Origin of the sequence: Pleomorphomonas sp. NRK KF1, from assembly GCF_023721755.1 — a bacterium.
GTDB lineage: Bacteria > Pseudomonadota > Alphaproteobacteria > Rhizobiales > Pleomorphomonadaceae > Pleomorphomonas.
Window position 1 is genome coordinate 1,137,553 of sequence record NZ_JAMDLH010000001.1, and the last position, 26,138, is coordinate 1,163,690.

Consider the following 26,138-nt stretch of genomic DNA (forward strand, 5'->3'; position numbering starts at 1 on the left):
TCCGACACGCGCTCATCCGACGGGAGCCAAACGAAGATCACGCGACAAAGCACTAGAAACGGCCTTCTGAAGTCCGCTTGACGACGACCGGGTGCGCCCCGCTTGGCATGAGAAAATGTCTACGGGGTCTCGTGACCGCGCCGCCATCCCGCGCCATCGCTGCCGGCGATGGTCGCCAAGCGGTCGCCCAGCCGACGGAGATGCTTCACCGAGGCGACGGCGTCCGGGTAATTGGCGTCGCGCCAGACCCTGAACTCCTCGTCGGGCATCGGTTTGGCAAAGTGGTAGCCCTGCACCAGACAGCAGCCGAGCCGTCGCACCAGATCCAGCTGATCGACCGTCTCGACGCCTTCGGCCACCACTTCGCAGTCGATGGCCTTGCCGATGCCGATGATCGCCGACACCAGGGATTCCATCTGGCAGCTGCCGGCCAGCGCGGCGATGAAGGTCTGGTCGATCTTCAGCCGGTCCGGCTTCAGCTGCGAAAGATAGGCGATGTTGGAGTAGCCGGTCCCGAAATCGTCCAGGGCGACATGCACGCCGAGAGCCTCGAGCCCCTTCAGGTTGCGCGTCACCTCGATGTTGTTGCCCAGGATGACGCCTTCGGTGATTTCGAGTTCGAGCCGATCGGGGCTGACGTTGTGCCGGCGAAGAATGTCGCGGACCTGCCCGACGAACTCGCGTCGCTGGAAATGCACCGCCGAGACATTGACGGCGGCGATCGGCGGATACTGCCAGACCGTGGCCCACTTGGCGGCGGTGCTGACCGCTTCCTCAATGACGAAGTTGTCGATCTCGATGATCAGGTCGGATGCCTCTGCCGCCGGAATGAACTCGCCCGGCGGCACCAGCCGGCCCGTCTCCTTGTCCGTCCACCGGATCAACGCCTCGGCTGACGGAACGTAACCGCGCTCCACGTCGACCTGCGGCTGCCAATGGAGGCTGAGTTCGCCGTCGCGGAGCGCAGCGCGCAGCCGCTCGCGCAACGCCAAGACCTTGTGGCGCTCGTTGAGAATGTCGGTATCGTAGAACTGGAGACGCGACTTGCCGCGCGACTTCGCCTTGTAAAGCGCGAGGTCGGCGAGCTGCAGGACCTCGTGAAAATCCCGGCTGTCCGAGGGCCAGACGGCAGCGCCACCCGAACAACGGATCTCAATGTCGGTATCGCCGAAACGTACGACCGACTGCAGCCGCTGGAACGACGCGCGCAGCAGCGTCACGGCGCCCGCCTCGACGAAGCCATCCGTCGAGACGACGACCACGAACTCGTCGCCGCCCCAGCGCACCACCAGCGCGTCCTGACCGAAGGCGGCGACGAGGCTGCGGACGAAAGCCTTGAGCACATGGTCGCCGGCCATGTGGCCCAGTTCGTCGTTGACCTCCTTGAAGTTGTCGAGGTCGAACACCATGACGGCCTTGGTGGCCTGCGGATCGAAATGGATGCCCTCGATCCATCGCTCGAAAGCCCGGCGGTTGAGCACGCCCGTGGTCACGTCATGGTCGGCGCGATAGTTGGCCTGCCATGTGGCACGACGGTTGAGCACAAGCAACGCCAGCATCGAGACGATGGCGCCGACCAGTGCGATGGAAAGTTTCAGCATGGCGGAATAGCTCGCCGCCAACGTCTCATCCTGCAAGGCGATGTAGCGCGAGCCCTGCTCGGTCATGTTTTCCTGAAGCAGCCGGAACTTTTCGGAGAGGCGCCTCAGGTCGCCATCCAGTGCATTCAGAATGGCGGTGTCATCAGGACCGACGTTCGCGAAGGCCACACCGAGCCCGGAAGCCAGTTCGGCAATGCTGTCGATCTGGGATATCAGCACCGTGTCGCCGGGCATGATGAAAGACGGGCGCGCGCTTTCGATGGTGGCGAGCAGCCTGCCGAGCGCCTCGCGGATGTCATCGGCGTCTTCCGCGGAGAAGCCGAGGATCAGGCGATTGCCGAGCTTTCGGCGTGTCATCTCCACGAGCTTGGCCTGATCTCCGATGTCGCGTCCGGCCTGAATGGCCTCGCTGGCGTTCGAAGCCTCGATGCGCTGAAAGGTGCGGTAGGCTTCGAGAGCGGAGTTCTCGGCGAAAACAAGCAGAACGGCGGTGAAGATGATCGGCAGCAGGTTCGCCGCCCGTCGCAGGATGTCAGCCTTGCGGATACGCAGGAACGCAAGAAGGTTCATGCCCCCACCTCTCGGCGGCGCTTGCCTTTCCTCGCTGTCCCTTCCCAGCTGAACCGCGACATGTCCTCACGCCCCGTCCACAAGCATGAAGAGCAACTCTAGGGGCGAACCGTTTCAGAAGTCTTTCCTTGGTAGGACTTTCAACGGAGGGCGTTATCCGTAATCAAGTTCGCGGCGTTCAACCGATCGACTGGGCGACCACGATGAAGAACGGCAGCAGCATCACGCCCGAACAGAGGCTCCAGGCGCCGGCGATCGCCGTCGAGGCCACCAGCCAGCCGAGATTGCGGTGTTCGATCCGCCTGCCGCGGATGGCGTTGCGCATCAGGATGGCCGGACCGGCGAACATGATCAGAAAAGTCTGGGCAATACCGAGCAATATGGTCTCGGCCTGCATTTCGAACCGTGCCGGCTTGGAGGTCACCAGTTGATAGAGCGACGACAGCAGACCGGCCAGAACAAAGCCCAACGCGACCGAAAAACAGGTCACCAGAATCTCGACATCCATTGCTGTTAACCCCGCCTTAACCCTGATCCGAAATGAAACAATGAGCACAGACCTGCCAGCGACGTGGCAAGGCGCGGGCCGCGACGACGCGGACCGGGTTCGGCGACGGAACGGGCGGAGTTCGGCGGCGTATCGGAACGGCCCTTGGCGGCGATCCGGACACCTGTTTCAATTCGGGAGGCGGTCGTGACCCACTACGCGGCATATCAGGACGAAAGCCTGCTCCGCCCAGTCCGGCGCCCGGCCCGTCGTCGCACCAGCGCAACGGCCTGGTTCCTGCGCGCCATACTGACCTCTTTCCTGCTGGCCGGCGGCGTGATGCTGCTGAACCTTCTGATCGGCCTGTCGGCCAGTTTCGACAGCCCTGACGGCCGCTCGACCGATCCGGCGCCGGTGGCGCTGTTCATCGGCCAGCAGCGACTGATGATCCCGGCCAACATGTTTCGCTTTCCCGATCAGCGAAATGTCGGCCCGCACGACCGCATCGACCTTGCCGTGCACTTCCCGGAGATGGCCGGCTACACCCGCGCTTTCCGCAAGGACTTCCTCGACCTCGGCGCCGACGCGCCGATCGTCTACCTGACGATCCGCACGCGCGACACGCCGACCGACAGCGTCGGGCGGCTGATCAACGTCTACCAGCACTTCTTCGAGCAAGGGACCATTCCGGCGCCCGACGGCCTCGTCGGCCACCGCATGTCCGAGGAGTCGGGCTTGAGTGGCGAGGAAGTGTTCTTCGAAGCTGGCTCGACGAATCCGTTCACCACGCACTGCACCGCGCCCGACAACAGCGAGTACCCCGCCTCCTGCATCACCGAAGTTCACGCCGGCAACGACCTTTCGGTGCAGATCCGCTTCCGCAAGGGGCTGCTCGCCGACTGGGCGGGCATCAGGAGCGGCGTCCGCGTCCTGCTCCTGTCCTTCGGCGTTACGGCCTGAAGCTGCCCGCTCTGGAAGACGGACTCGCAAAAAGGGCGCCCCGTGTCCTTCAACACGGAACGCCCTTTTTGACAGGCCTGCCCTGAAGCAGCGGCCTCTCAGTCGGCGATATCCTCGGCGAGGATGGCCATCTGGAAATTGAACGACTTGTCGTCGTCCTCGTCATCCTCGTAGACGACGCCGATGAACTCCTCGCCGACATAGACTTCGGCCGAGTCGGTCTTGCGCGGCCGCACCCGCACGCTGATCGCCGGCGACTGCAGCGTCTTGCGCAGAAACTTCTCGATGCGGGCGATTTCGTCTTTGGTCAACTTAGTTCTCCAATCTGATTGCCGGCGAACGCTCGCGAGAGGCGGCGAACCGGACGGCGACGAGTCGCCAGCATGGGCGTGTTCTGGCACGGACAGGCTGGCAAGGAAACCCACGAAGGACGGCCCGGTTTCATAGCCCCCCGCTCTTATCAGCCTTCACCGCCCTCCGGCAGGCGCTGTTCCATGGAATGGGACGGATCGCTACAGCCGGCTTCGCCGATCACCCGCGCCGGCACGCCGGCCACCGTCGTGCCGCGGGGCACCGGCTTCAGCACGACCGAACCGGCGGCGACACGCGAGCAGCAGCCCACCTCGATGTTGCCGAGGATCTTGGAACCGGCGCCGATCATCACGCCGTGACGGATCTTGGGATGCCGGTCGCCGGTCTCCTTGCCCGTGCCGCCGAGCGTCACGTTCTGCAAGAGCGACACGTCGTCCTCCACCACAGCCGTCTCGCCGATGACGATACCCGTCGCATGGTCGAAGAACAGGCCGCGCCCGAGCCGAGCACCCGGGTTGATGTCGACCTGAAACACCTCCGACGACCGGCTCTGCAGATAGAGCGCAAGGTCGCGCCGTCCCCTGTTCCAGAGCCAGTGGGCAAGCCGGTGCGCCTCGATGGCATGATAACCCTTGAAGTAGAGCAGAGGCTCGATGAACCGGTCGCAAGCCGGATCGCGATCCTCGAAGGCGACGATGTCCGACCGGAAGGCTTCCGCAATGCCGCCGTCGTCGGCCACCGCCTCGCGGAAGGCCTGGGCGATCATGGCCGAGAGAACGGTGGTGTTGCCGAGCCGGTCGGCAACGCGCTGGATGACGGCATCCTCAAGCCTGACGTGATCGAGCACCGTCAGATGCATGAAGCCACCGAGCGCCGGCTCATTCTCGACCACGGCGGCGGCCTCTCGCCGAACGCGAGCCCAGACCGGGTCGACGGCATCAAGCGGGCGGCTCACGGATTGAGGGCTGAGGGGCAACGATGACATCCTTGGGCAAGAGGTCGGCCAGCCCGTCGGGGCGGCCACGCATCCACGATCTGGCTTCATGATAGTCGGACGGCGGTCCGGGGAAAAGTCCGGAGACGATGCATTTGTTCCGGCCTGGACGAGCCAAGGGCAAACGCGTTCTCTCATGTGGCCGCCAGGCGAGACGACCATCTTAATCCGATCGTTCATCGCTCCGTTGTGGAGCGTCCCCGAAACCGGCAGCGCCCTTCAGCTGCCCGCTCCCATAAGCGGATTCAACACATCAAGCCGACATGACTCGAAGTTGGGCAAAGCTCCCCCGCCAACCAACTGAAATGACTCTCATTTGGGCTTGATCGAACCCGCCGGTTTTGATTCATTGTCTCAAGCAGCGGCGCACCGGACTCCCGGAAGTTGCGGCTGTCACCATAAATCGAAACTTGGCATCGCCGGATATCTTCTCGCAGAAGGAGACCCGGCCATGCGTGGGGGGAGCTTGAAAAGAAGGTATTTTTGACGTTCGGGGCCGAATTGCCGCCCTTTTTCCCGACAGAAACAAGTCACGTCAAATCATCTGCGATATCAGAGGACAGACACACATCCTCTTGATTTCGATCTGTTTTCTTGCCGGTTCGCAAGTGCCGCGGCAACTGCGAAGCGCGAGCATCCGTGTTTTTTGAGACAGAAGATTAACAAAGGCCATCAACCCTTTGTTAATCATGAAAAATCGCGCTCTTTTCATCCGCCTTGCGAACAACTTCAACCAATTTGAAATGAAGACTCTTGGTTGTGGCGAGATCCCTTCGGCGCGCATGAAGAGTCTCATGGAAGAGTTACCGATCGGTGAATCGATCACCTTCGGCACAACCCGGCAAAATCGGGAGGTGAATCTCTTCAGACACTTCGACGATCAAGCGACGAGACCGCCTCAGGATCGGGCCATTTGCTCGATGGCGGCGAGGTCCATTTTGCCGGTACCGAGCACCGGCAAGGCATAGGTTTTGACGATCTTTCGCGGCACCTGCAGCTCCGGCACGCCATGCTCGCGCGCATAGGCACTGAGCGCCTCGACGCTGGCGTCGCCCGCGTCGGTGACCAGCACCAGAGCCTCGCCCTTGCGCGGATCGGAGATGGCGACGACAGCGTGCGAGGCGTGAGGCCAGAGAGAGGCGGCGAAGGCCTCGACGGCGGCGAGCGACACCATCTCGCCCCCGATCTTGGCAAAGCGCTTGGCCCGCCCGAGCAACGTGACGAAGCCGTCATCGTCGATCGAGACGATGTCGCCCGTGTCGTACCAGCCGTCCGGATCGTTGCGCACGAGCTCGCCGGGGCGGTCGGCAAGGTAATAGCCGGCCATGATGTTGGGTGCCCGCACATGGAGACGGCCGCCGCTCTCGAGGCCCGCCACGGGGTCGAGCCGCGCCTCGATCCCCGGCAGCAAGCGCCCCACCGTGCCGTCGCGGAAACTGCCGGGATAGTTGACCGACAGAACCGGCGCGCACTCGGTCGCGCCATACCCCTCGTTGAGCACCACGCCGAAGCGATCCATCCACAAGGCACGCGTCTGCTCCTTGACGCGCTCGGCGCCGAGAATGGTGAGGCGGACGTTGTTGAAGTCGCCGTCCTCGGCCGCCCTCGCCCAGCCGGCGGCGAAGGTGTCGGTGGAGAGCAACACAGTGGAGCCGCTGTCGCGCACGAGACCGGGAATGATCTTGTAGTGCAGCGGCGACGGATAGAGAAACGACTTGAAGCGACCGAAGATCGGCAGGAACAGACCGGCAGTCAGCCCGTAGGAGTGGAACACCGGCAGGGCATTGAACAGCGTGTCCTCGGGGTAGAACTCGTAGAGCGCCAGGATCTGGGCGACGTTGGACAGAAAGTTGGTCGCGGTGAGCCCTACCCCTTTCGGCGCCCCCTCCGTGCCGGAGGTGAACAGCACGGCGGCGATGTCGCGCGGCGCCCGGCGATAGGGGCGGTGCAGCACCCTCGCCCAGCGCGCATAGGCCGCACCAACGGCCTTGTCGAGCAGCGACAGACCGGCACGCACGTCTTCAAGGTAGACGATGCGCACCTTGTCCTTGAGATCGTCGATCACTGGCTCGAGCTTGGCCGTCTTCACGAAGGCGCTCGACGTGATCACAGTACGGATGGCGCCGACCTTGATGGCTCCGCCAAGGCCATGGCTGCCGGCGGTGAAGTTGAGCAGCGCCGGCGTCCGTCCGTAGGCGAGAAGCGCAAAGAAGGCGATGGCGACGCCGTTGACATTGGGCAGCAACAGCCCGACCCGCTCGCCCTTTCGGCTGAAGGAAGCAAGACGGCGGCCGAGCACGCAGGCGGCAAGCAACAGGTTCCGGCGGGTCACGGGTTGCCGGTTCTGGTCTTCGATGGCCGCGAGGTCCGGATCGGCCTCGGCGATGTCGATCAACGCATCGAACAGCGATCGCTCGATGAAACCGGCGTCGAGCCCCGACTCCGCCAACGGCTGTCCGTACAGACGACGGTCCGCCTCCCCTCCCATGGTTACCTCTTCGTTACCCCATCCTCCCGGCGCACTTGAACTCACAAATGTTTCGCGCGCAAGCTCCTGAGATCAGACACTTGGGCGATCCACCGGACTCTTCGCGAGCCAAAGCCTCTTGAATCGGAATCTCAACATGAAGAAGCCGCCCCTGATGCCTTGACCGGCAACGGGACGGCCCCATGATTCAAAACTTCAGTCAAAGATCAGATAAATCAAATTTTTCAATGGGATGAGACGTATTTCCCAACTTCGTCAATTGCACAAATGATGTGATAGAAGGTTGAAGCGGGCGCCGGCTCGATCACGAACGAACCGTCGGGGTTCATGCGATCGCGCCAGAGGCCGAGCGTGTCGACATCGAAATAGCGCTGCAAGGCACGCGCCGCCGTCACCACCTTCTTGAGATGGTCCTCGCGGACTGCCTCGTCGGTCGCGACGGCGGCCAGCGCCACGTTGCCCTTCATCCGCTCGGTCTGCGACCACATGCGCGCGGTGCCGTCGTGAATGGTGAGATCGTCGAGAAGACCCATGATGGCCACCTGCTGCGGCACGTTGATACCGTGCGCCTCGCCCAGATCGCAAAGGCGCCGCGCCGCGGCGACCGCATCCGGACGCTTGCGCGACGTGCCCCAGCGCGTGAGCAGCCAGGCCCATTCGAACTGATGGCCCGGCTCGCAGATGCGTCCCTCGATCCCGTCGACGACGGACCAGTCGGCGTTGAAGAACTCCTTGAGCCAGCCCTCCTTCGGATCAAGGAACTTGGAAAGGCACAACTCGGCGATCTCGTCGGCGAGCCGGCTCCACGTCTCGTCGCCACCGACCTCTTCCCAGGCGAGACAGGCTTCGAACATGTGCATGTGCGGATTGGCCTTGAGCGGCAACGAGCGCGGAATGGACTCCTCGAAGCCGGCGATCGGATTCTTGTAGTCGGTCATCAGAAGGGTGCGCAGCTTCACCGCCGCCGCCTCGACCGCCGTGCGGTCCTTCACCACCGACGCGGCAGCAGCCATGGCGAACAAGGCGAACGCCTGGTCGTAGAGACAGAAGGTGTCGTCCTTGGGCGATCCGTCCGCATTGGTCACCATGCGCACGGCGCCGTTCGGCAGCACGCACTTCTCAAGGAAGTAGTCGAGCCCCTCCTCCACCGTTCGCTCCCAAGGACCGGTCCAGCCAAGCCGACCGGCCAGGGCGAAGGTGAAGATCTGGCGCGCCGTGACGCGCACCCGGCGCGGCGCCGGCGTGATCTCGCAGCGCAACCCCAGCACCTCGTGGAAACCGCCGTTGACATGATCGACACCGAAGGCCCACCAGATCGGCAGAGCCTCGGTCATCAGCCAAGACTTGAGTTCTTCGGTAACGGCGGCAAGTTCGCGCCGGGCTTCGGATTGGCTCACGACAATCTCCTTAAGTATGGATCACACCAGATCACCATGAAACGCGACAAGGCGTCGATCGGATGCGGCAATGAACGACGGATTGGCAAAATCGGCAAGCCCGGGACGCCCCCGCTTGCCGTAGGGAAACGGCGCGCCGTCCGGCAGCGTGACGACGCCGCCGGCGGCCCTCAACACGGCATCGCCGGCCGCCGTGTCCCACTCCATGGTCGGACCGAAGCGCGGGTAGAGGTCGGCCTCGCCGGCGGCGATCAGACAGAACTTCAGCGACGAGCCGACGACGCGTCGGCCAGCCACGGCAACGGCTGGTCGAAAGGCATCGGTGGCGGGCGTGGAATGATTGCGCGAGACCAGCAGCGTCGCCCCCTCGGCCGGAAGCTCCCGCACGTGGATGAGCCGCCGTTTGCCGGGACCATGCCCTTCGACCGCCATTTCCCAAGCCCCGTCGGGGCCGCCGGCGAACAGCCGTCCAATCGCCGGCGCGTAAACGACGCCCATCACCGGCACGCCCCGCTCGATCAGCGCAACGTTGACGGTGAAGTCGCCATTGCGGCCGATGAACTCCTTGGTGCCGTCGAGTGGGTCGACCAGGAAGAAGCGATCGGCGGCGGGCGGCACCCGTCCGGCCGAGACGCTCTCCTCGGCCACCACCGGCACCTCCGGCGCGAGACGCCCGAGCGCGGCAAGCAGCGCCGCCTCTGCCAGTCCGTCGGCCTCGGTCACTGGGGATGCGTCGGCCTTGAAGGCGACGTCGATCGGTCGACTGTAAACGTCGAGGATGATCCGGCCGGCCTCGATCGAAGCGGCGATCAGGCCATCTAGCAGTCGTGGGCTGGCGATGGTCATGAGCGCTCCCGGCCATGGTGGATTGTCGGCCGCATGTGGCAGCACCGGCCGACCGTGTCAATCGACCTCGCCATCACTCCGCGTTGCGTTTCGCCCACATCGCCTTGAATCCCTCCCGAGCCTGGCAACGCTCCAGCCAAGCCTTCACCCTTGGATAGCCCTCGAGGAGCTCGGGATGCCCCTGTACGTAACGGACGATCTCGGCAAGGGCCAGATCGACCACCGTGAAGCGATCCCCGACGACGTAGTCGGCATCGGCGAGATGTTTCTCGAAGGCGGACAGCGGCCGCCTCAGCGACTCTCCAATGCCGACGAGCTTCTTCTTGCCCGCGTCGGTCTTCCACTCGCCGCTCTCATCGCCCTGGGTGACGACGACGGTGATTGGCTCCAACGCCGTCGCTCCCCAGAACAACCACTGCAGCATCCTCCCCTCCTCGGCGATGTCGACCGGAGCCAGGGGACCGTTCTGCTTCTTGGCGAGATAGAGGAGGATGGCCAGCGACTCGGTCAGCACGAGTCCGTCGTCGTCGATGGCCGGCACCTGCCCCATCGGGTTGATGGCAAGGAAGGACGGCGTCCAGGTATTGACCGGAGCATCGGCGGCCAGCGGGTCCGGCACCTTCCGGGCCTGAAGCACCGGCTCCTTGCGGAAAGCGAGCCCAAGCTCCTCGCAAAGCCAGTAGAGGCGCGACGCGCGCGATTTATAGACGCCGTAGATGGTCAGCATGACAAAGCGCTCCGGTTTGGCTGGCACTGTGGAACCTTCGCCGATGTTTGGCAATCGGCGCCATTCGCTCTCGGGGGAAAGCCGCTCGCAACTGTGCCGGCCATGCTAACGTCCGGTGATCCGGGAAAGGAACGCGTCGTCATGAAAAGCCTTCTCCAACTCTGGCAGACCTGGGCCATCCTGTCGGCCATCTTCGCGGCGGCCACCGCCATACTCGCTAAAGTGGGCGTCGGGGCGATAAGTTCCGACCTCGCCACGCTCATTCGCACCGCCGTTGTGCTGGCGCTCGCCGCAGCCGTCGTCTCCGTCAGCGGCGACCTCTCGCAAGTGACCGTCGTTCCCGGCCGCGCCTGGTTGTTTCTAGTCTTGTCGGGCCTTGCCACCGGCGCGTCCTGGCTCTGTTACTTCCGCGCGCTGAAACTGGGAGAGGCATCGCGCGTCGCTCCCGTCGACAAGCTGTCGGTGGTGTTCATCGCCATTTTCGCCGCTCTGTTTCTCGGCGAACGCCTGTCGCCGCAGGCAACCACCGGCGTCGCACTGATCACCGCCGGCGCCGTGCTGGTCGCCTGGCAGTGAACCGTTTGCCGGCTAGTTGCGACTGTCGGAACCGCAAGCCTTTACACTGACTGACAATTGCGGGTAACAGAAAACCCACTTCTTCGCCGGATTCCCAGCGGCGACGTGAACGATGCCATTCGCAAGGCATCCTCCTTTCGGATGATTTAGTAAAACTTTACTACCGGGAATGGTCGCTTGGCCGTAGACTGGAATGGTTGATCGGCGTTTGGGCAATTGGGTGAGAGTGCACGGATGGTCACGATCAAGGAAATCGCCAAGGCGGTCGGAGTTTCCTCGGCCACCGTGTCGCGCGTCCTGAACTACGACGCCACGCTGTCGATCACCGAGGCGAAGCGACAGGCGATCATCGAGACCGCCGAGGCGCTCAACTACCTGACGCCGCGCAACCGGCCGCGTCCGCATCGGCCACAGGCGTCCAGCGATCACGCCGGCGCCCGCATCGGTATCGTGCACTTCCTTCGCCCGGAAGAGGAACTGGCCGACCCCTACTACATCGGCGTCCGCATGGGCATCGAGGCGAGAGCGCGCGCCAATCGCGTCGAGGTGCAGGTCATCTACCGTTCCGCCGAACTTCCGCCGGCCGAGGATCTCCAGGGCGCCGCCGGCATCATCGCGCTCGGCATGCACACCGATGCCGAGATCGACTGGGTTCGGCACATAAACGCCAACCTGGTGCTGGCCGACTTCGCACCGAACATCGACCAGTTCGACATCGTCGCCTGCGACCTGTCCTTCGCCATGGCACGCCTGCTCGACCGCCTCTACACCGCCGGATACCGGCGCTTCGGCTTTCTCGGCGACGACCGCCCCTCGGGCAACGTGCTCTATCCGGCCAGCGAGGAACGCGCCAAGACCTTCCGGGAATGGATGGAGAAGAAAGGCCTGTTCAACCCGGCCCATTATCTGCTGGCCGAGCAGCTCCGCTTCGAAAGCGGCTATCGCCTCGCCTGCGAGCTGATGGCGCAGGCCGATCTTCCCGAAATCGTCGTCACGTCCAACGACAACGTGGCGATCGGCGCCTACCGCGCCATCCAGGAGCGCGGCTTGCGCATCCCGACCGACATAGCCGTGGCCAGCTTCAACGACATTCCGGCCGCCCAGTTCCTGGCGCCGCCGCTCACCACCGTGCGCATTCCCGCCGAGCGCATCGGCGAGAATGCCTTCGACCTGCTGATGGAGCAGCTCAACGGTCGCGACTACGTCAAGCGCGTCACCATCGCCACCGAACTGATCTGGCGCGACAGCTGCCGCCGCCCCGACGACGAAGCGTGAGACGGGATCACCGGCCTGCGCTCACTCATCCGTACCTATCCTAATTGGTCATCCCCGAGCGATTGGCATTCGCCTTCGGGGAAGGTAAACTATTTACCTCTGATCCCGACATTGCTGCCCCCGAAAAGCTGGTAAAATTTACTAAATAATATCTTGCGTCGGGTGAACGAGTATCGGATAGTGCCCCTGAGAGGCTGAGGACGCCTCGGACACGTGAGTGGAGGAAAACCGCATGAACCGCAAAACCGTTGCGCTCGCTTTCGCGGGCGCCAGCCTGTTTGCCATCACGGCCGCCCAGGCCGCCGAGATCACCGTCTGGTGCTGGGATCCGAACTTCAACGTCGCGATCATGAAGGAAGCCGGCGAGATCTACGCCAAGTCCCATCCGGACTTCAAACTCAACGTCGTCGACTTCGCCAAGGCCGACCTTGAGCAGAAGTTGCAGACCGGCCTCGCCTCCGGCGTCGCCGACGGCATGCCCGACATCGTCCTCATCGAAGACTACGGCGCGCAGAAGTATCTGCAATCGTTCCCCGACTCCTTCGCCCCGATGAGCGACAAGGTCGATTACTCCGGCTTCGCTCCCTACAAGGTCGCCCTCGCCACCCTCGACGACAAAGTCTATTCCATGCCCTTCGACTCGGGCGTGACCGGTTTCTACTATCGCAAGGACCTGCTGTCGCAGGCCGGCTTCCAGCCCGCCGACCTCCAGGACCTGACGTGGGACAAGTACATCGAGATCGCCAAGGTCGTCGAAGAGAAGACCGGCAAGAAGATGCTCGCCTACGATCCGAACGACGCCGGCCTCACCCGCATCATCATGCAGTCGGCCGGTGGCTGGTACTTCGACAAGGACGGCAACCTGTCGATCGAAGGCAATACCGCCCTGAAGGCCGCGCTTGAGGTCATCCAGAAGATCCAGACCGCCAAGATCTTCCGCCCGGCCGCCGGCTGGGCCGACTGGGTCGGCGCCTTCACCGGCGGCGAGGTGGCGTCCGTCACCACCGGCGTGTGGATCACCGGTACCGTCAAGTCGCAGCCCGAGCAGTCCGGCAACTGGGGCATCGCCCCGATCCCCAAGCTTGAGATCGAAGGCGCCACTCACTACTCGAACCTGGGCGGTTCGAGCTGGTACGTCCTGTCCGGTTCCGCCGCCAAGGACGAGGCTATCGACTTCCTCAACGAAATCTACGCCAAGGACATCGACTTCTATCAGAAGATCCTTGTCGAGCGTGGCGCCGTCGGTTCGCTGCTGGCCGCTCGCGAAGGCGAAGCCTACAAGTCGACCGATCCGTTCTTCGGCGGCGAGCCGATCTGGCAGACCTTCTCCGACTGGCTGTCCAAGGTTCCGTCGGTCAACTACGGCACCTTCACCAACGAGGTCGACTCCGTGGTTGCCGCCCATCAGCCCGAGCTCGCCAACGGCGCGTCGGTTGACGACGTGATCAAGGCGATTGACGAGCAGGCCCAGACCCTCGTTCAGTGATGACGAAGGGGCGGGTGGCCGACGCCGCCCGCCCCCTTGTTTCGACTTGCGTCATCGCCGGCACAGCCGGTGACGAACGCCATGTGCGACGATGCCTTCCGCCCTTCTCACGCCACGACGCGCGAAGGGCCAGCCAGTCGCAGCACCAGACACATACCCGAACAATCGGCGCCTCCCGGGCCGGACCGGTCCGCCCAAGGGAGGATGCCCGAGAGCCCCGCTCTATCGGAACGGTGACCCATGTCAGCAATCTCCCAGCGGCGGATGAGGCCGCGCTTCGACGTCAACGGCTGGCTGTTCGTCGGCCCCGCGCTGGCGCTGATCGCCACCTTCATGGTCTTTCCGATCCTGCATTCGCTGTGGATGTCGTTCCAGACCGGCCTCGGCGTGCGCCTGTCCTTCGGCGGCATGAAGAACATCTATCGCCTGTTCAATGATCCGCTGTTCTTCACCGCGCTGACCAACACCTTCATCTTCTTCCTGGTTCAGGTGCCGATCATGTTGACGCTGGCGCTGATCACGGCGTCGCTGCTCAACAACCCCGACATCAAGTTCCGCGGGCTTCTTCGAACGGCCATCTTCCTGCCCTGCGTCACCTCGCTGGTCGCCTACTCCGTTCTGTTCAAGTCGATGTTCGTCGCCAACGGCCTCGTAAACACGATCCTGATCAACCTCGGCATCGTCGACGTCGGCATCCCCTGGATGACCGATCCGTTCTGGTGCCGGACCATGATCATCATCGCCATCACCTGGCGCTGGACCGGCTACAACATGATCTTCTACCTCGCGGCCATGCAGAACATCGACCGCTCCGTCTACGAGGCCGCCCGCATCGACGGCGTGCCGACCTGGGCCCGCTTCCTGCACCTCACCGTGCCCATGCTGAAGCCGGTGATCCTGTTCACCACCGTCACGTCCACCATCGGCACGCTGCAGCTCTTCGACGAAGTGGCGACCATCACCGGTGGCGGCTCGGCCGGCGGCGCCGCGGGTCCGGGCAACTCGGCGCTGACCCTGTCGCTCTACATCTACAACCTGACCTTCAAGTTCGCGCCGAACTACGGCTACGCCGCCACCGTCTCCTACGTCATCGTCTTCCTGGTGGCGGTCCTTTCCTTCCTGCAGTTCTTTGCCGCCCGGGAGCGCAAGGCATGACCAGCTACGGCCTCAAGCAGCGGTTCTCGACCGTCGTCGTCTATGTCTTCCTCGGGGTGATGGCCTTCCTCTCCATCTTCCCCTTCCTGTGGATGGTCATCGGCGCCACCAACACCACGTCCGACATCATCAAGGGCAAGATGAGCTTCGGCGCGTCGCTCCTCGTCAACGTCAACACCTTCCTGACCCAGGTCGATGCGCCGCTTGTCTTCTGGAACTCGGCCAAGATCACCATCATCGCCACGGTGCTGACGCTGCTGATTTCCTCGCTCGCCGGCTATGGCTTCGAGATCTTCGCCTCGCGCTTTCGCGAGAAGCTCTACACGCTGATGCTCTTGACGCTGATGATCCCGTTCGCGGCGCTGATGATCCCGCTGTTCATGCTGATGAAGCAGTTTGGCCTCATCAACACCCATATCGCGGTTGTGCTGCCCACGGTCGCCTCGGCCTTCATCATCTTCTACTTCCGCCAGTCGACCAAGGCGTTCCCGCATGAACTGCGCGACGCCGCCCGCGTCGACGGCCTGAAGGAGTGGCAGATCTTCTTCCTGATCTACATGCCGGTCATGCGCTCGACCTACGCCGCAGCCTTCATCATCGTCTTCATGACGGTCTGGAACAGCTATCTGTGGCCGCTGATCGTGCTGCAGTCCAACGACACCAAGACCATCACGCTCGTCATCTCCTCGCTCGGCTCGGCTTATTACCCCGACTACGGCGCGGTGATGATCGGCACGGTCCTCGCCACCATTCCCACCCTCTTCGTCTTCTTCGCCATGCAGCGCCAGTTCGTTGAAGGCATGCTCGGCTCGGTCAAGTAACAGGTTCAAAATGCGCAAGACCATCAACTGCAACACCGGCTGGACCTTCCACGAGGGCTTTTCCGCCGAGCTCGCCGCCGCCTTCCGCAAGGGCGAGGCGGTCAACCTGCCGCACAACGCGGTCGACCTGCCCTACAACTACTTCGACGAAACCTGCTACCAGCGGCCATTCACCTACCAGAAGGTCATCGCCTGGCGGCCCGAGTTCGAGGGCCGTGAAGTGGCCCTGGTCTTCGACGGCGCCATGGCCGACAGCGTCGTCTACGTCAACGGCGAAGAGGTGGTGGCCCATCCGGATGGCTACACGCCGTTCACCGCCCGTATGACCGACCGCCTCGTCGAGGGCGACAACCTCGTCACGGTGAAAATCGACGGCTCCGAGAACCCGGCCATTCCACCCTTCGGCGGCCAGATCGACTACCTCACCTACGCCGGCATCTACCGCGACGTCTGGCTGCGCGTGACCGCCCCGGTTTCCATCGGCAACGTCAAGATCGAGACGCCCGACGTGCTCGCGCCGAAGAAGACGGCGAAAGTGCGTGTCGACATCGCCAATCCGCGCGGGCTGAAGCTCGCCGGCCGGGTGTCGGTGACGCTGAAGGACGCCGCCGGCAAGACCGTCGGCAGCGCCAACGCCTCCTTTGCCACCGGCAGCGTGACACTGGAGTTCAAGGAACTCGACGGCATCGCCCTCTGGGATATCGACACTCCCAACCTCTATGAGGCGGTGATCGATCTCGTTCACGAGAGCGGCGACGATCAGTGCTGCGTCAAGTTCGGCTTCCGCTCCGTCGAATTCACGACAGAGGGCTTCCGCCTCAACGGCAAGCCGCTCAAGCTGCGCGGCCTCAACCGCCATCAGGCCTACCCTTACGTCGGTTACGCCATGGGCCGTCGCGCTCAGGAGCTCGACGCCGAGATCCTGAAGAATGAGCTCAAGGTCAACGTCGTCCGCACCTCGCACTACCCGCAATCGCCCTGGTTCCTCGACGCCTGCGACCGCCTCGGCCTGCTGGTGTTCGAAGAGATTCCCGGCTGGCAGCATGTCGGCGACGAGAAGTGGCAGGCGCTGGCGATCGACAACGTCCGCGCCATGATCGAGCGCGACTGGAACCATCCCTCGATCATCATCTGGGGTGTGCGTATCAACGAGTCGCAGGATTTCCACGACTTCTACACCGCCACCAACAAGCTCGCCCACGAGCTCGACCCGACCCGCCAGACCGGCGGCGTCCGCTACATCACCGACAGCGAGTTCCTGGAAGACGTCTACACGATGAACGACTTCATCCAGGGCAACGAGGAACTGCCCGGCGCCAACCGGCCGCGCACAGCCCTGCGTCCCGTGTCCGAGATCACCGGCCTCAAGAAGCCGGTGCCCTACATGGTGACCGAGTTCAACGGCCACATGTACCCGACCAAGCGCTATGATCAGGAACAGCGTCAGGCCGAGCACGTCACCCGCTATCTCTCCATCCTCAACGCCGTCTACGGTGACCCGAACATCTCCGGCTCAACCGGCTGGTGCATGTTCGACTACAACACCCACAAGGACTTCGGTTCCGGCGACCGCATCTGCCATCACGGCGTGATGGACGCCTGGCGCGAGCCGAAGTTCGCCGCCTGGGTCTACACCAGCCAGTGCGAACCATCCGAAGAGGTTGTCCTCAAGCCCGTCACCTACTACGCGCGCGGCGAGCGCAACATCGGCGGCATCCTGCCGCTGATCGTGCTGACCAACTGCGACGAGGTGGAACTCCAGTACGGCCCGGATATCGTCAAGCGCGTCAAGCCCGACCGGGAGGCCTACCCGCACCTGCCGCATGCGCCGGTCGTCGTCGACCATCGCGCCTTCTCGGCCGAGGAACTCGGCCTCTGGGGCATGAAGTGGGAAGAGGCGACAGTAACAGGCTATGTCGACGGCAAGCCGGTGAAGACCGTCAAGTTCGCCTGCGATCCGGTTCCGACCACGCTGGAGGTCGAGCCCGACTGGACCGATCTGTCGGCCGAGCCCAAGGACTCCGTCCGTGTCATCGTCCGCGCGCTTGACCAACTCGGCAACCTGCTGCCCTTCCTCGACGAGGCGATCCACGTCGAGGTCAGCGGCCCGGCGAAGCTGCTCGGTCCGTCGGAGGTCGTGCTCAAGGGTGGGGCCATCGGCTTCTGGCTTGAGACCACCGGCGGTGCCGGCAACGTCGTCGTCAAGGTCGCCTGCCATCGGTTCGGCGAGACCACCACCACCCTCAAGGCCGGCTGAACGGCGCAACCGATCGAAGCGGGAAGAATAACATGAGCGACGTTACCCTGCGGGATGTGAGGAAGTCCTTCGGCGCGGTCGAGATCATCAAGGGCGTCGACCTCGACATCAAGTCGGGCGAGTTCGTGGTCTTCGTCGGACCGTCGGGCTGCGGCAAGTCGACGCTGCTGCGCATGATCGCCGGTCTGGAGACCATCACCGCCGGCGAGCTTGAGATCGGCGGCGAGAGGATGAACGAGGTCGACCCCTCGCAGCGCGGCATCGCCATGGTGTTCCAGTCCTATGCGCTCTATCCGCACATGACCGTGCGCGAGAACATGGGCTTCGCGCTTCGCTTCGCCAAGCTGTCCAAGGAGGAGATCCGCAAGCAGGTCGACGAGGCGGCGCGCATCCTCGAACTCGAACCGCTCATGGACCGCAAGCCGAAGGCACTCTCGGGCGGCCAGCGCCAGCGCGTCGCCATCGGCCGCGCCATCGTGCGTCACCCGAAGGTGTTCCTGTTCGACGAGCCGCTTTCCAACCTCGACGCCGAGCTGCGCGTCCACATGCGCATCGAGATCGCCAAGCTCCACCGCGACCTTGGCGCCACCATCGTCTACGTGACCCACGACCAGGTGGAAGCGATGACGCTGGCCGACAAGATCGTCGTGCTCCGCTCGGGCATCGTCGAGCAGGTCGGCGCGCCGCTCGAACTCTACGACAACCCCGCCAACCTGTTCGTCGCCGGCTTCATCGGTTCGCCGAAGATGAACTTCCTGAAGGGCGTGGTCGAAAGCGGAAGCGCCGGCCGCGCCGATGTCCGCCTTCCCGACTTCGGCGGCGCGGTGGTCCCTGTGGCGCTGAAGGGGGACGCGCCGGCCGCCGGCACGCCGGTCACCCTGGGCATCCGCCCGTCGCAATTTGCCGATGACGGCGACGCGGCGCTGCCGGTCACGGTCGACATGATGGAGCATCTCGGCGCGGAAACGCTGATCTACGCCCGCTCGGCGGCGTCCGACCTCGTGACCATCGCCAGCCCGACCCGCCCTAACCTTCAGATCGGCGACGCGCTGACCGCCCACTTCCCGTCATCCGGCGCACTTCTCTTCGGCGACGACGGCAAACGCATCTACTGACGGCTCCCTCCACCGTCGGCACAAGGAAAGGCCGGGTACCCTTCGCAGGGTCCCGGCCTTTTCGTCATTGAGGAACAGGATCGATTGGCAGCGCGTCAAGCGCGACGCGCCGCTCCCGTAAAGCCGGACGCCTTGGCGTCGACGGCGCTTCGCAGGGGAATGGCGACCTGGGCGCCGGGGGCGAGACAGGCAACCGCGCCCGCAACGGCGGCCCGCTGAAGAGAGACGGCGAAATCGTCGCCGGCGTCGAGACCGGCGGCAAGATAGCCGCAGAACGTGTCGCCAGCCCCGACGGCATCGACCGGAACGATCCGCGGGCTGTCCACCCGAATGATCTCTCCATCCGAAATGGCGATCGCCCCCCTTTCGCCGAGGGTGACGACGATGATCTGCCCGTTTTCCGCATGCAGACGCCGCAAGGCGTCGACGCGGGCGTCGTCACTCTCAAGATCCATCCCGACCAGGCAGTCGAACTCGGTCTCGTTGGCGACGACGATGTCGGCAAGGCGACCGATGCGGGCTGCCTCGGCCGTGAGCGGCGCCAGGTTGAGCAGCGTGCGAACGCTGGCGTGGCGAGCCGCCGCAAGCGCGGCCTCGACGCTGGCCTCCGGAATCTCCAGCTGAAGCATCAGCAGGTCGCGCGGCCCGAGCCCCATCACCGCCGCCTCGGCGTCCGGTGACGTCAACGCACCGTTGGCGCCGGGAATGACGGTGATCATGTTCTCGCCATTGGCATCGACCAGGATGACGGCGGTACCCGTCGGCCCGGGCACGGTGCGGACGAGCGACATGTCGACGTCGCTTTCGCGCAGACAGGCAACGGCCGGACCGGCGAAGTCATCGCTTCCCACAGCACCGGCAAAGCGCACCTCGGCACCGGCGCGTCGGGCAGCCAGAGCCTGGTTGGCCCCTTTTCCGCCCGGCGAGGTGGCAAAGCCCCTGCCCGCGACCGTCTCCCCCGGATGGGGCAAGCGGTGCGCGGTTGCGACGAGATCAATGTTGACCGAACCAAAGACGGTGATCATGAGGTCTCTTTCAGTTCGCCGGCGTCGACGATGGTCGCCAAGGCCAGATCGGGCCTCATGATCGTCCATCCATCGACGCCGAACGCATCACTCAGTAGGACCGCGACAGTCCGGACGTCACCGGCGTGGCGCCGCTGGCCTTTGCCGAGGCGATGGCCTGGTATTCGGCCAGGGCGAGCTTGCCGGCATCACGCAACAGCGCGACATCGTGCGGGCCGGCAATGACGCGGTAACCCCGGTCGATGAGGTCGGCGACCGAGGCGCCACCATTCGGCACGGTGCCCAGCACCTTGCCGGCGTCAAGGATAGCCTTCTCGGCGCGGCGGACCAGAGCCTGGACTTCAGCGTGGCCGGTCTGCTCGAGACGACCGATCGATCCCGCGAGATCGTTGACGCCGATGAACACCACATCGACGCCGGGAATGGCGGCGATGGCCGCCGCATTGTCGACGGCGACGTGGGACTCGAGCTGCACGACGATCAGCATTTCCCGGTTGGCCTTGACGATATAGTCGGGCTCGAGGCCGAAGGTCGACGCCCGCACCACACCGGCGGCATAACCGCGAATGCCCTGCGGCGGATAGAGACAGGCGCGAACCGCCGCCTCGGCCGCTTCAGGCGTATCGACCGAGGGGATCATGACCGACTGGACGCCCGCGTCGAGAACCCGCTTGAGGAAGACATGGTCGTTCCAGGGTACGCGCACGAGCGCCGGGGTCGGCGTCGTTTCGACGGCCCGCAGCGTCTCCATGATTTCCCGCGTCTCGCCGATGCCGTGTTCGTGGTCGACCAGCAGATAGTCGAACCCGATATGCCCGAGTATCTCGGCGTTGGTGGGCGAACCGCCACCGATCCAGCAACCGAACGCGGTCTTGCCGGACAAGAGATGTGACTTCAGACGGTTGGGCTTGAACATCGGAAAATGACCTTCAGGAACATGAGAGTTTTACGCGCCGGACCGGCGCTTTCATCGAAGCGGAACCGATGCCGATGATCCTGCAAGGGACCATCGGCACCGACCCCGCCAGGATCACTTGGCTTCGCGTGCCTTCGCGATGGTTTCGTTGAGCAGCTTGACGATGGCCGGATCGGCCTTGGCCGCGTAGGCGTCGGCGACGCCCTTGGTCTTCTCGCGGAAGCGGGCCACTTCCTCCGGCGCCAGCGTGGTGACGGTGGTGCCGGCGGCGGCGATCTCCTCGATCGCCTTGGCGTCGGAGTCGCGCGACAGCTGCCGCTGGAACTGGGCCGCTTCCAGCGCTGCTTCGCTCAGCAGCTGCTGTTCATCGGCATCGAGCTTGTTCCACAGCGGCTTCGAATACAGCATCACCATCGGGTTGTAGGTATGCCGCGTCAGCGTCATGTACTTCTGCACTTCGTTGAGCTTGGCGGTCAGGATGCTGGGAGCCGGGTTTTCCTGGCCATCCACGGTGCCGGTCTCGAGAGCCGTGTAGACTTCGGGGAACGGCATCGGCACGGCGTTGGCGCCAAGCGCGTTGAACATGTCGAGGTAGATGGGCGACTGGACCACGCGGATCTTGAGCCCGGCGATATCATCGACCTTTTCGACCGCGCGGCGGCTGTTGGTCAGCTGGCGGAAGCCGAGCTCCCAATAGGACAGCACGACGAGGTTCTTGGCATCGAGCTGCTGGGCGAAGATCTTGCCGACCTCGCCGTCCATCACCGCATCGGCTTCCTGCGGGTTTTCGAACAGGAAGGGCAGATCGAGCAGCGCGAAGTCGGGCGCCAGCGATGCCATCAGGCCGGCGTTCATCACCGACATCTGCAGGACGCCGCCCTGCAACGACGATACGGCCTGCATGTCGCCGCCGAGCTGACCGGCCGGGAACACCTTGACCTCGATCTTGCCGCCGCTCTTCTCCTTGACGATCTCGGCGAACTTCCGCTGCCCCTCAACCAGAGGCGAGCCCTCGGACCCGGCGCTGGCAAAGCGGAGCGTCTGTTCGTGGATCTCGGCCTGGGCGGCCGCGGGAAACATCAGCGCCGCCACGGCACCGGCCAACAGCATCTTCGTAAGGTTTCGCATATTCTCCTCCTTTTGGTCTGCAATGCGAAGGGTCAACGGGTGAGCCAGGCCGCCGGAATGGTGATGAGTTCCGGGAAAGCGACCATGGCCAGCAAGACGAGCAGTTCGACGGCTATGAAGGGCCACACGCCACGGATCACGCTCGCCATGCTCGATCGCGTGACGCCGGCCGTGACGTTGAGGACGGTGCCGACCGGCGGCGTGATCAGCCCGATCGAGGTGTTGATGATCAGCATGACGCCGAAGTAGATCGGATCGATGCCGGCCTGCTGCACCACGGGCACCAGGATCGGCCCGAGGATCAGGATGGTCGGCGCCATGTCCATGGCCATGCCGATGGCGACGATGATCAGCATGATGATCAGCATCAAGAGGCGCGGGCTTTCCATGAACGGTCCGAGCAACTCGACCATCTGGCCGGGCAGATCGGCAATGGTGATCAGCCACGCGGCCACAAGGGCGGAGGCCACCATGAAGATCACCGCCGACGTGACCTTGGCCGACGAGACGAACACGCGCAGCAGCAGCGACGGGGTCATCTCGCGATAGATCACCGACGACACGAAGAGAGCATATGCGGCGGCGACCACCGCCGCTTCCGTCGGCGTGAACAGGCCGAACTTCAGTCCGAAGATGATGATCACCGGCAAACCGAGCGCCCAGGCGCCCTCGCGCAGGGCCTTGACCCTCTCCGCGCCGGTGGCGCGCGGACGGACTTCGATCTTGTCCCGGCCGGAAATGAAGTACCAGGTGGCCGCCAGCGCGAAACCGATCATCAGGCCGGGCGCGATGCCCGCCAGGAACAGCTTGGAAATGGAGAGGTTGGCGGCAACGCCGAGCAGGATGAACCCGATCGACGGCGGAATGATCGGGCCAATGATAGAGCTGGCGGCGACGAGGCCGACCGAACGCCCTTTCTCATGGCCGGTCTTGACCATCATTGGCACGAGAAGCGCGCCGAGAGCGGCGGCATCGGCGGCGGCCGAACCGGACAGCGCCGCCAGGATGCAGGCTGCGATGATCGTCACGTAGCCGAGGCCGCCCCGGATATGGCCCATCATCGCCAGGGCGAAGCTGACGATGCGCTTCGAAAGGCCGCCGGTGTTCATGATCTCGCCGGCGAGCATGAAGAAGGGAACGGCCAGCAAGGTGAAGCTGTCGGCGCCGCCCACGAGATTCTGTGCCAGGATCTGGGGATCGAACAGGTCGAGGTGCACCATCAGGGCCACAGCCGACAGGATGAGGGCAAAGGCGATCGGCAGGCCGATTGCCATGGCGGCAAACAGGGTTGCCACGAAGATCACGATGGTCATGGGCTGAAGTCCTGACATCGGCCCTGAGGCCGGCATTCCCTAGAAGATGGCGCCAGACGCAGCTGGTCGGACAATGGGGTCAGCGCTGATCGACGGCCCCCGCCTCGGCGATGGCTTCGGCGACCTCATCCTTGCGGCCGACGAGGTCGTTGTCGCTCAAACGGCCGCGCAGCGATTTCAGCAACATGGCGCTGAACCAGAGCATCGCCACTGCCGTGAACACCAGGACTGGAACGAAATAGAGCGACTGCGAAAGGCCGAGCACCGGCGTGGTGGAGCCGTAGTTGATCTCCGCCTGGGTCCAGCTGCCCGAAAAGACCAGCCAACTGAGATAGAGCATGAACGCGTTCGACAGTACGAAACAGACGATCTTGGCCGGGCGAGGCAGCATATGAAGCAGGGTGTCGACGCCGAGATGGGCGCGCTCGAACAGGGCCACGGCCGCACCAAGGAACACAAGCCAGACGAACAGCAGCCGAGACAGCTCCTCGGTGATCGTGATGCCGCTGTTGAAGGCGTAGCGCAGCACCACGTTGAGCAGGACCAGAACGAGCATGACCGCCAGCATCGCGGCGATGATCATCTCGATCGGCCGAATGAGGTATTTTCGAACGGTATCCATAGCGCCCTCCCGGTGACTCGTTCCGAAACACACCCCTCCAGGCACGTTCGAGGCCAGCATGTACGCGCTTACATCACACCTCTTTCATAAGCTGTCAACTAACCTGTTTTACTAGGTTGCCTGGCTTCGGAATGGAATGTACGCGCATACGTGTACTCTCAAGTCATGGTGTGGAATGCGAGAATCCAGAACATCGCGCCCCCCGCGGGCCATCGATGTAGCCGCAGCAGCCGGGGTTTCGACGGCGACCGTTTCTCGTGCCTTCAACGCACCGGAGAAAGTATTGCCGGAAGTTCGCGACAAGATATTCGCGGTGGCGGCGGAGCTCGGCTGGCTACCCAACGCCGCCGGAGCCGCGCTGGCAAGCCGGAGAACCTGGCTGGCCGGCGTGCTGATACCGACGCTCGATCATGATGTTTTTGCCGCGCAGGTGAACGCCTTGCAAGCCCGGTTGTCGGCCAGCGGCATCACGGTGCTGATCGGCTGCTCGAACTACGATCTCGACGAGGCGGCCGAGCAGGTAAGGGTCATGTTGGCGCGCGGCATCGAAGCCTTGGCCGTGGTCGGCGAACTGCAACGCCCCGAGTTGTTCGAGATGATATCGGCGCGCGGCGTTCCCTATGTGGTGATGTACTCGCACGCGCCACAGTCGGTTCATCCCTGCGTTGGCTTCGACAACCATGCGGCGTTTTCAAAACTGACGCGCTATCTGCTGGATCTCGGGCATCGCAACTTCGCCGTCATCCACCAACCGTCGCTCGATAACGACCGCGTTCTGGCGCGTCTCTCCGGCATACGGGATGCCCTGGCAAGCGAGGGATTGGCGCTACGCCCGCAGCATGTCTTCGAGGGGCCGGCAACGTTCGATTTCGGCCGGGAAAGCCTTCGGAAGTGCCTGGATACCCCCGGCCCTCGCCCGACCGCCATCATCTGCGGCAACGACACACTGGCCATCGGCACGCTGATCGAAGCGCGCGCCATGGGCATCGACGTGCCCGGCACCCTCTCCATCACCGGGTTCGACGATCTGCCGATCGCCGAGTTCACCTCGCCTCCCCTGACAACAATGCGCGTGGACAATGTCGCCATCGGAAGGGCGGCGGCCGACTATCTGCTGACCCGACTCAGCCAGCAGCCCATCGTGCCGCGAGAAGCCTTTGACGCCGAGCTGATCGTTCGCGGTTCGACGGGACCGGCCGGAGCATAGACGCGAGACAAGAGTTTACCCTACCGCGCCCTCAACCAAGCCGGTCGGCGGCGGCCGTCACCATCACCACGGCGGGAACGCCGCCACGGTCTGCGGCGCGAATCCATGCCGCTCCCGACTGGTCGAGCGCCGAGGCGACACGCACATAGGCGTCGGTGGGACAGGTATCGTTCCCGGCATCGAAACCCACCCAGCCGAGGCCGGGGATCAGCGCTTCGGCCCAGGCGGCGAGCGCGCCGGTCGCGGTCTCTTCCTCCTGCCAGCGATAGCCGGAAACGAAACGCGCCGGCAGCGACAGGCCGCGCGCGGTGGCGATGAACAGATGAGCGAGATCGGCGGGCGTGCCGCGCGCTTCGGCCAGCACGTCCTCGGCGGAGACCTCGCGCACCCCGCAAAGCTCGGACGGATCGGCGGCAAGCGCCTCCACCTCTTCATGGATGAGGTGCATCAGCTTGTGGCAGAGATCGAGCGGCGTGCCGTCGGACAGCCCCTTGGCCTTGTCGGCAAACGACAGGACGACCGGCGTACGCATGGTGACGCGCGTCTCGCGCAGGAAAACGGCCGGCGGGATGCGGTCGAGCGGCGCCCCCTGCAAGACGCCGGTGGTATCGTCGACCTCCACCTCTCCCTCGGCGGCAATGGCGATCTCGTCAAGCGGCCCCTCGACGGCGCAGTCGTAGACGATGTTGCCGAAGGCATCCGAAGAGCGGGCCTGCCGGCAGTCGCCGGTGATGTCGAGATGCCAGGCCCGCACATATTGTCCGTCGAAGGTGCGCGGGCAGAGGTGAAGTGAACGGCTGGCCAAAATGACCGGCTCGTCATAGCGGGCAACGATGTCGTGACGGATGCGCAGCCGCATC

General features: G+C 64.1%; 23 protein-coding genes. 9 read left to right on the forward strand and 14 right to left on the reverse strand.

Translation table 11 applies throughout. The features are described 5' to 3' along the window. Positions 1-119 precede the first annotated feature (119 nt). Both M4J39_RS05220 and M4J39_RS05225 read right to left on the reverse strand, forming a co-directional pair. A complete protein-coding gene (locus M4J39_RS05220; RefSeq protein ID WP_251726718.1) occupies positions 120-2,171 on the reverse strand; it encodes a bifunctional diguanylate cyclase/phosphodiesterase in 2,052 nt (683 codons plus the stop codon). A gap of 178 nt (positions 2,172-2,349) precedes the next feature. After that, entirely contained in the window at positions 2,350-2,661 is a 312-nt protein-coding gene (locus tag M4J39_RS05225; protein WP_251726719.1) for a hypothetical protein, read from the reverse strand. A 204-nt stretch (positions 2,662-2,865) separates the two neighbouring features. Here M4J39_RS05225 and M4J39_RS05230 point away from each other — a divergent pair, with 204 nt between their 5' ends. Next, positions 2,866-3,618 (forward strand): hypothetical protein, encoded by a 753-nt coding sequence (locus M4J39_RS05230; RefSeq protein WP_251726720.1) that lies wholly within the window; start codon positions 2,866-2,868, stop codon positions 3,616-3,618. 98 nt (positions 3,619-3,716) lie between these two features. On the opposite strand, the gene M4J39_RS05235 is transcribed toward M4J39_RS05230, so the two are convergent. The 6 genes from M4J39_RS05235 to M4J39_RS05260 all read right to left on the reverse strand — a co-directional run bounded on the left by M4J39_RS05235 (position 3,717) and on the right by M4J39_RS05260 (position 10,382). Then, positions 3,717-3,929, reverse strand: coding sequence for a DUF3126 family protein (locus tag M4J39_RS05235; RefSeq protein WP_251726721.1), 213 nt, complete (start codon positions 3,927-3,929; stop codon positions 3,717-3,719). Between the two features lie 149 nt (positions 3,930-4,078). Next, positions 4,079-4,915 carry a serine O-acetyltransferase gene (gene cysE, locus M4J39_RS05240; RefSeq protein ID WP_251726722.1) on the reverse strand — a complete coding sequence of 279 codons (837 nt, stop codon included), beginning with the start codon at positions 4,913-4,915 and terminating at the stop codon, positions 4,079-4,081. A gap of 907 nt (positions 4,916-5,822) precedes the next feature. Continuing rightward, positions 5,823-7,412, reverse strand: a complete 1,590-nt coding sequence (locus M4J39_RS05245) for an AMP-binding protein (protein ID WP_251726723.1) — start codon at positions 7,410-7,412, stop codon at positions 5,823-5,825. Positions 7,413-7,636: 224 nt separating this feature from the next. Beyond that, positions 7,637-8,809 (reverse strand): AGE family epimerase/isomerase, encoded by a 1,173-nt coding sequence (locus M4J39_RS05250; protein ID WP_251726724.1) that lies wholly within the window; start codon positions 8,807-8,809, stop codon positions 7,637-7,639. A 21-nt stretch (positions 8,810-8,830) separates the two neighbouring features. Further along, the gene (gene cysQ / locus M4J39_RS05255; RefSeq protein WP_251726725.1) at positions 8,831-9,655 is read right to left on the reverse strand and encodes a 3'(2'),5'-bisphosphate nucleotidase CysQ; all 825 of its coding nucleotides are present in this window, start codon (positions 9,653-9,655) and stop codon (positions 8,831-8,833) included. A gap of 73 nt (positions 9,656-9,728) precedes the next feature. After that, positions 9,729-10,382 (reverse strand): glutathione S-transferase family protein, encoded by a 654-nt coding sequence (locus M4J39_RS05260; protein WP_251726726.1) that lies wholly within the window; start codon positions 10,380-10,382, stop codon positions 9,729-9,731. Positions 10,383-10,523: 141 nt separating this feature from the next. Here M4J39_RS05260 and M4J39_RS05265 point away from each other — a divergent pair, with 141 nt between their 5' ends. The 7 genes from M4J39_RS05265 (at position 10,524) to M4J39_RS05295 (ending at position 19,067) form a co-directional block, all read left to right on the forward strand. Beyond that, positions 10,524-10,958, forward strand: a complete 435-nt coding sequence (locus M4J39_RS05265) for an EamA family transporter (RefSeq protein ID WP_251726727.1) — start codon at positions 10,524-10,526, stop codon at positions 10,956-10,958. Between the two features lie 234 nt (positions 10,959-11,192). After that, the gene (locus M4J39_RS05270) at positions 11,193-12,233 is read left to right on the forward strand and encodes a LacI family DNA-binding transcriptional regulator (RefSeq protein WP_251726728.1); all 1,041 of its coding nucleotides are present in this window, start codon (positions 11,193-11,195) and stop codon (positions 12,231-12,233) included. Between the two features lie 232 nt (positions 12,234-12,465). Further along, positions 12,466-13,719: an ABC transporter substrate-binding protein gene (locus tag M4J39_RS05275; protein WP_251726729.1), complete on the forward strand. Its 1,254-nt coding sequence runs from the start codon at positions 12,466-12,468 to the stop codon at positions 13,717-13,719. Positions 13,720-13,959: 240 nt separating this feature from the next. Continuing rightward, positions 13,960-14,874, forward strand: a complete 915-nt coding sequence (locus M4J39_RS05280) for a carbohydrate ABC transporter permease (protein ID WP_251726730.1) — start codon at positions 13,960-13,962, stop codon at positions 14,872-14,874. Further along, positions 14,871-15,695, forward strand: coding sequence for a carbohydrate ABC transporter permease (locus M4J39_RS05285; RefSeq protein ID WP_251726731.1), 825 nt, complete (start codon positions 14,871-14,873; stop codon positions 15,693-15,695). The genes M4J39_RS05280 and M4J39_RS05285 overlap by 4 nt, the downstream gene beginning before the upstream one ends. A 10-nt stretch (positions 15,696-15,705) precedes the next feature. Beyond that, a complete protein-coding gene (locus tag M4J39_RS05290; RefSeq protein ID WP_251726732.1) occupies positions 15,706-17,952 on the forward strand; it encodes a glycoside hydrolase family 2 TIM barrel-domain containing protein in 2,247 nt (748 codons plus the stop codon). Positions 17,953-17,984: 32 nt separating this feature from the next. Beyond that, positions 17,985-19,067, forward strand: a complete 1,083-nt coding sequence (locus M4J39_RS05295; RefSeq protein ID WP_251726733.1) for an ABC transporter ATP-binding protein — start codon at positions 17,985-17,987, stop codon at positions 19,065-19,067. A gap of 95 nt (positions 19,068-19,162) precedes the next feature. On the opposite strand, the gene M4J39_RS05300 is transcribed toward M4J39_RS05295, so the two are convergent. The 5 genes from M4J39_RS05300 to M4J39_RS05320 all read right to left on the reverse strand — a co-directional run bounded on the left by M4J39_RS05300 (position 19,163) and on the right by M4J39_RS05320 (position 24,071). Further along, positions 19,163-20,092, reverse strand: coding sequence for a ribokinase (locus M4J39_RS05300; RefSeq protein ID WP_251726734.1), 930 nt, complete (start codon positions 20,090-20,092; stop codon positions 19,163-19,165). A gap of 91 nt (positions 20,093-20,183) precedes the next feature. Further along, positions 20,184-21,008: an HpcH/HpaI aldolase/citrate lyase family protein gene (locus M4J39_RS05305; protein ID WP_251726735.1), complete on the reverse strand. Its 825-nt coding sequence runs from the start codon at positions 21,006-21,008 to the stop codon at positions 20,184-20,186. Between the two features lie 114 nt (positions 21,009-21,122). Next, positions 21,123-22,136 (reverse strand): TRAP transporter substrate-binding protein, encoded by a 1,014-nt coding sequence (locus tag M4J39_RS05310; RefSeq protein WP_251726736.1) that lies wholly within the window; start codon positions 22,134-22,136, stop codon positions 21,123-21,125. 32 nt (positions 22,137-22,168) lie between these two features. Further along, a complete protein-coding gene (locus M4J39_RS05315) occupies positions 22,169-23,449 on the reverse strand; it encodes a TRAP transporter large permease subunit (RefSeq protein ID WP_251726737.1) in 1,281 nt (426 codons plus the stop codon). A 79-nt stretch (positions 23,450-23,528) separates the two neighbouring features. Continuing rightward, complete coding sequence (locus M4J39_RS05320; protein WP_251726738.1) at positions 23,529-24,071, reverse strand: TRAP transporter small permease; 543 nt, start codon at positions 24,069-24,071, stop codon at positions 23,529-23,531. Positions 24,072-24,246: 175 nt separating this feature from the next. On the opposite strand from M4J39_RS05320, the gene M4J39_RS05325 reads away from it, so the two are divergent. After that, complete coding sequence (locus tag M4J39_RS05325) at positions 24,247-25,278, forward strand: substrate-binding domain-containing protein (protein WP_251726739.1); 1,032 nt, start codon at positions 24,247-24,249, stop codon at positions 25,276-25,278. A gap of 31 nt (positions 25,279-25,309) precedes the next feature. On the opposite strand, the gene M4J39_RS05330 is transcribed toward M4J39_RS05325, so the two are convergent. Next, positions 25,310-26,137, reverse strand: a complete 828-nt coding sequence (locus M4J39_RS05330; protein ID WP_251726740.1) for a transglutaminase family protein — start codon at positions 26,135-26,137, stop codon at positions 25,310-25,312. Between the last annotated feature and the right edge of the window lies 1 nt (position 26,138).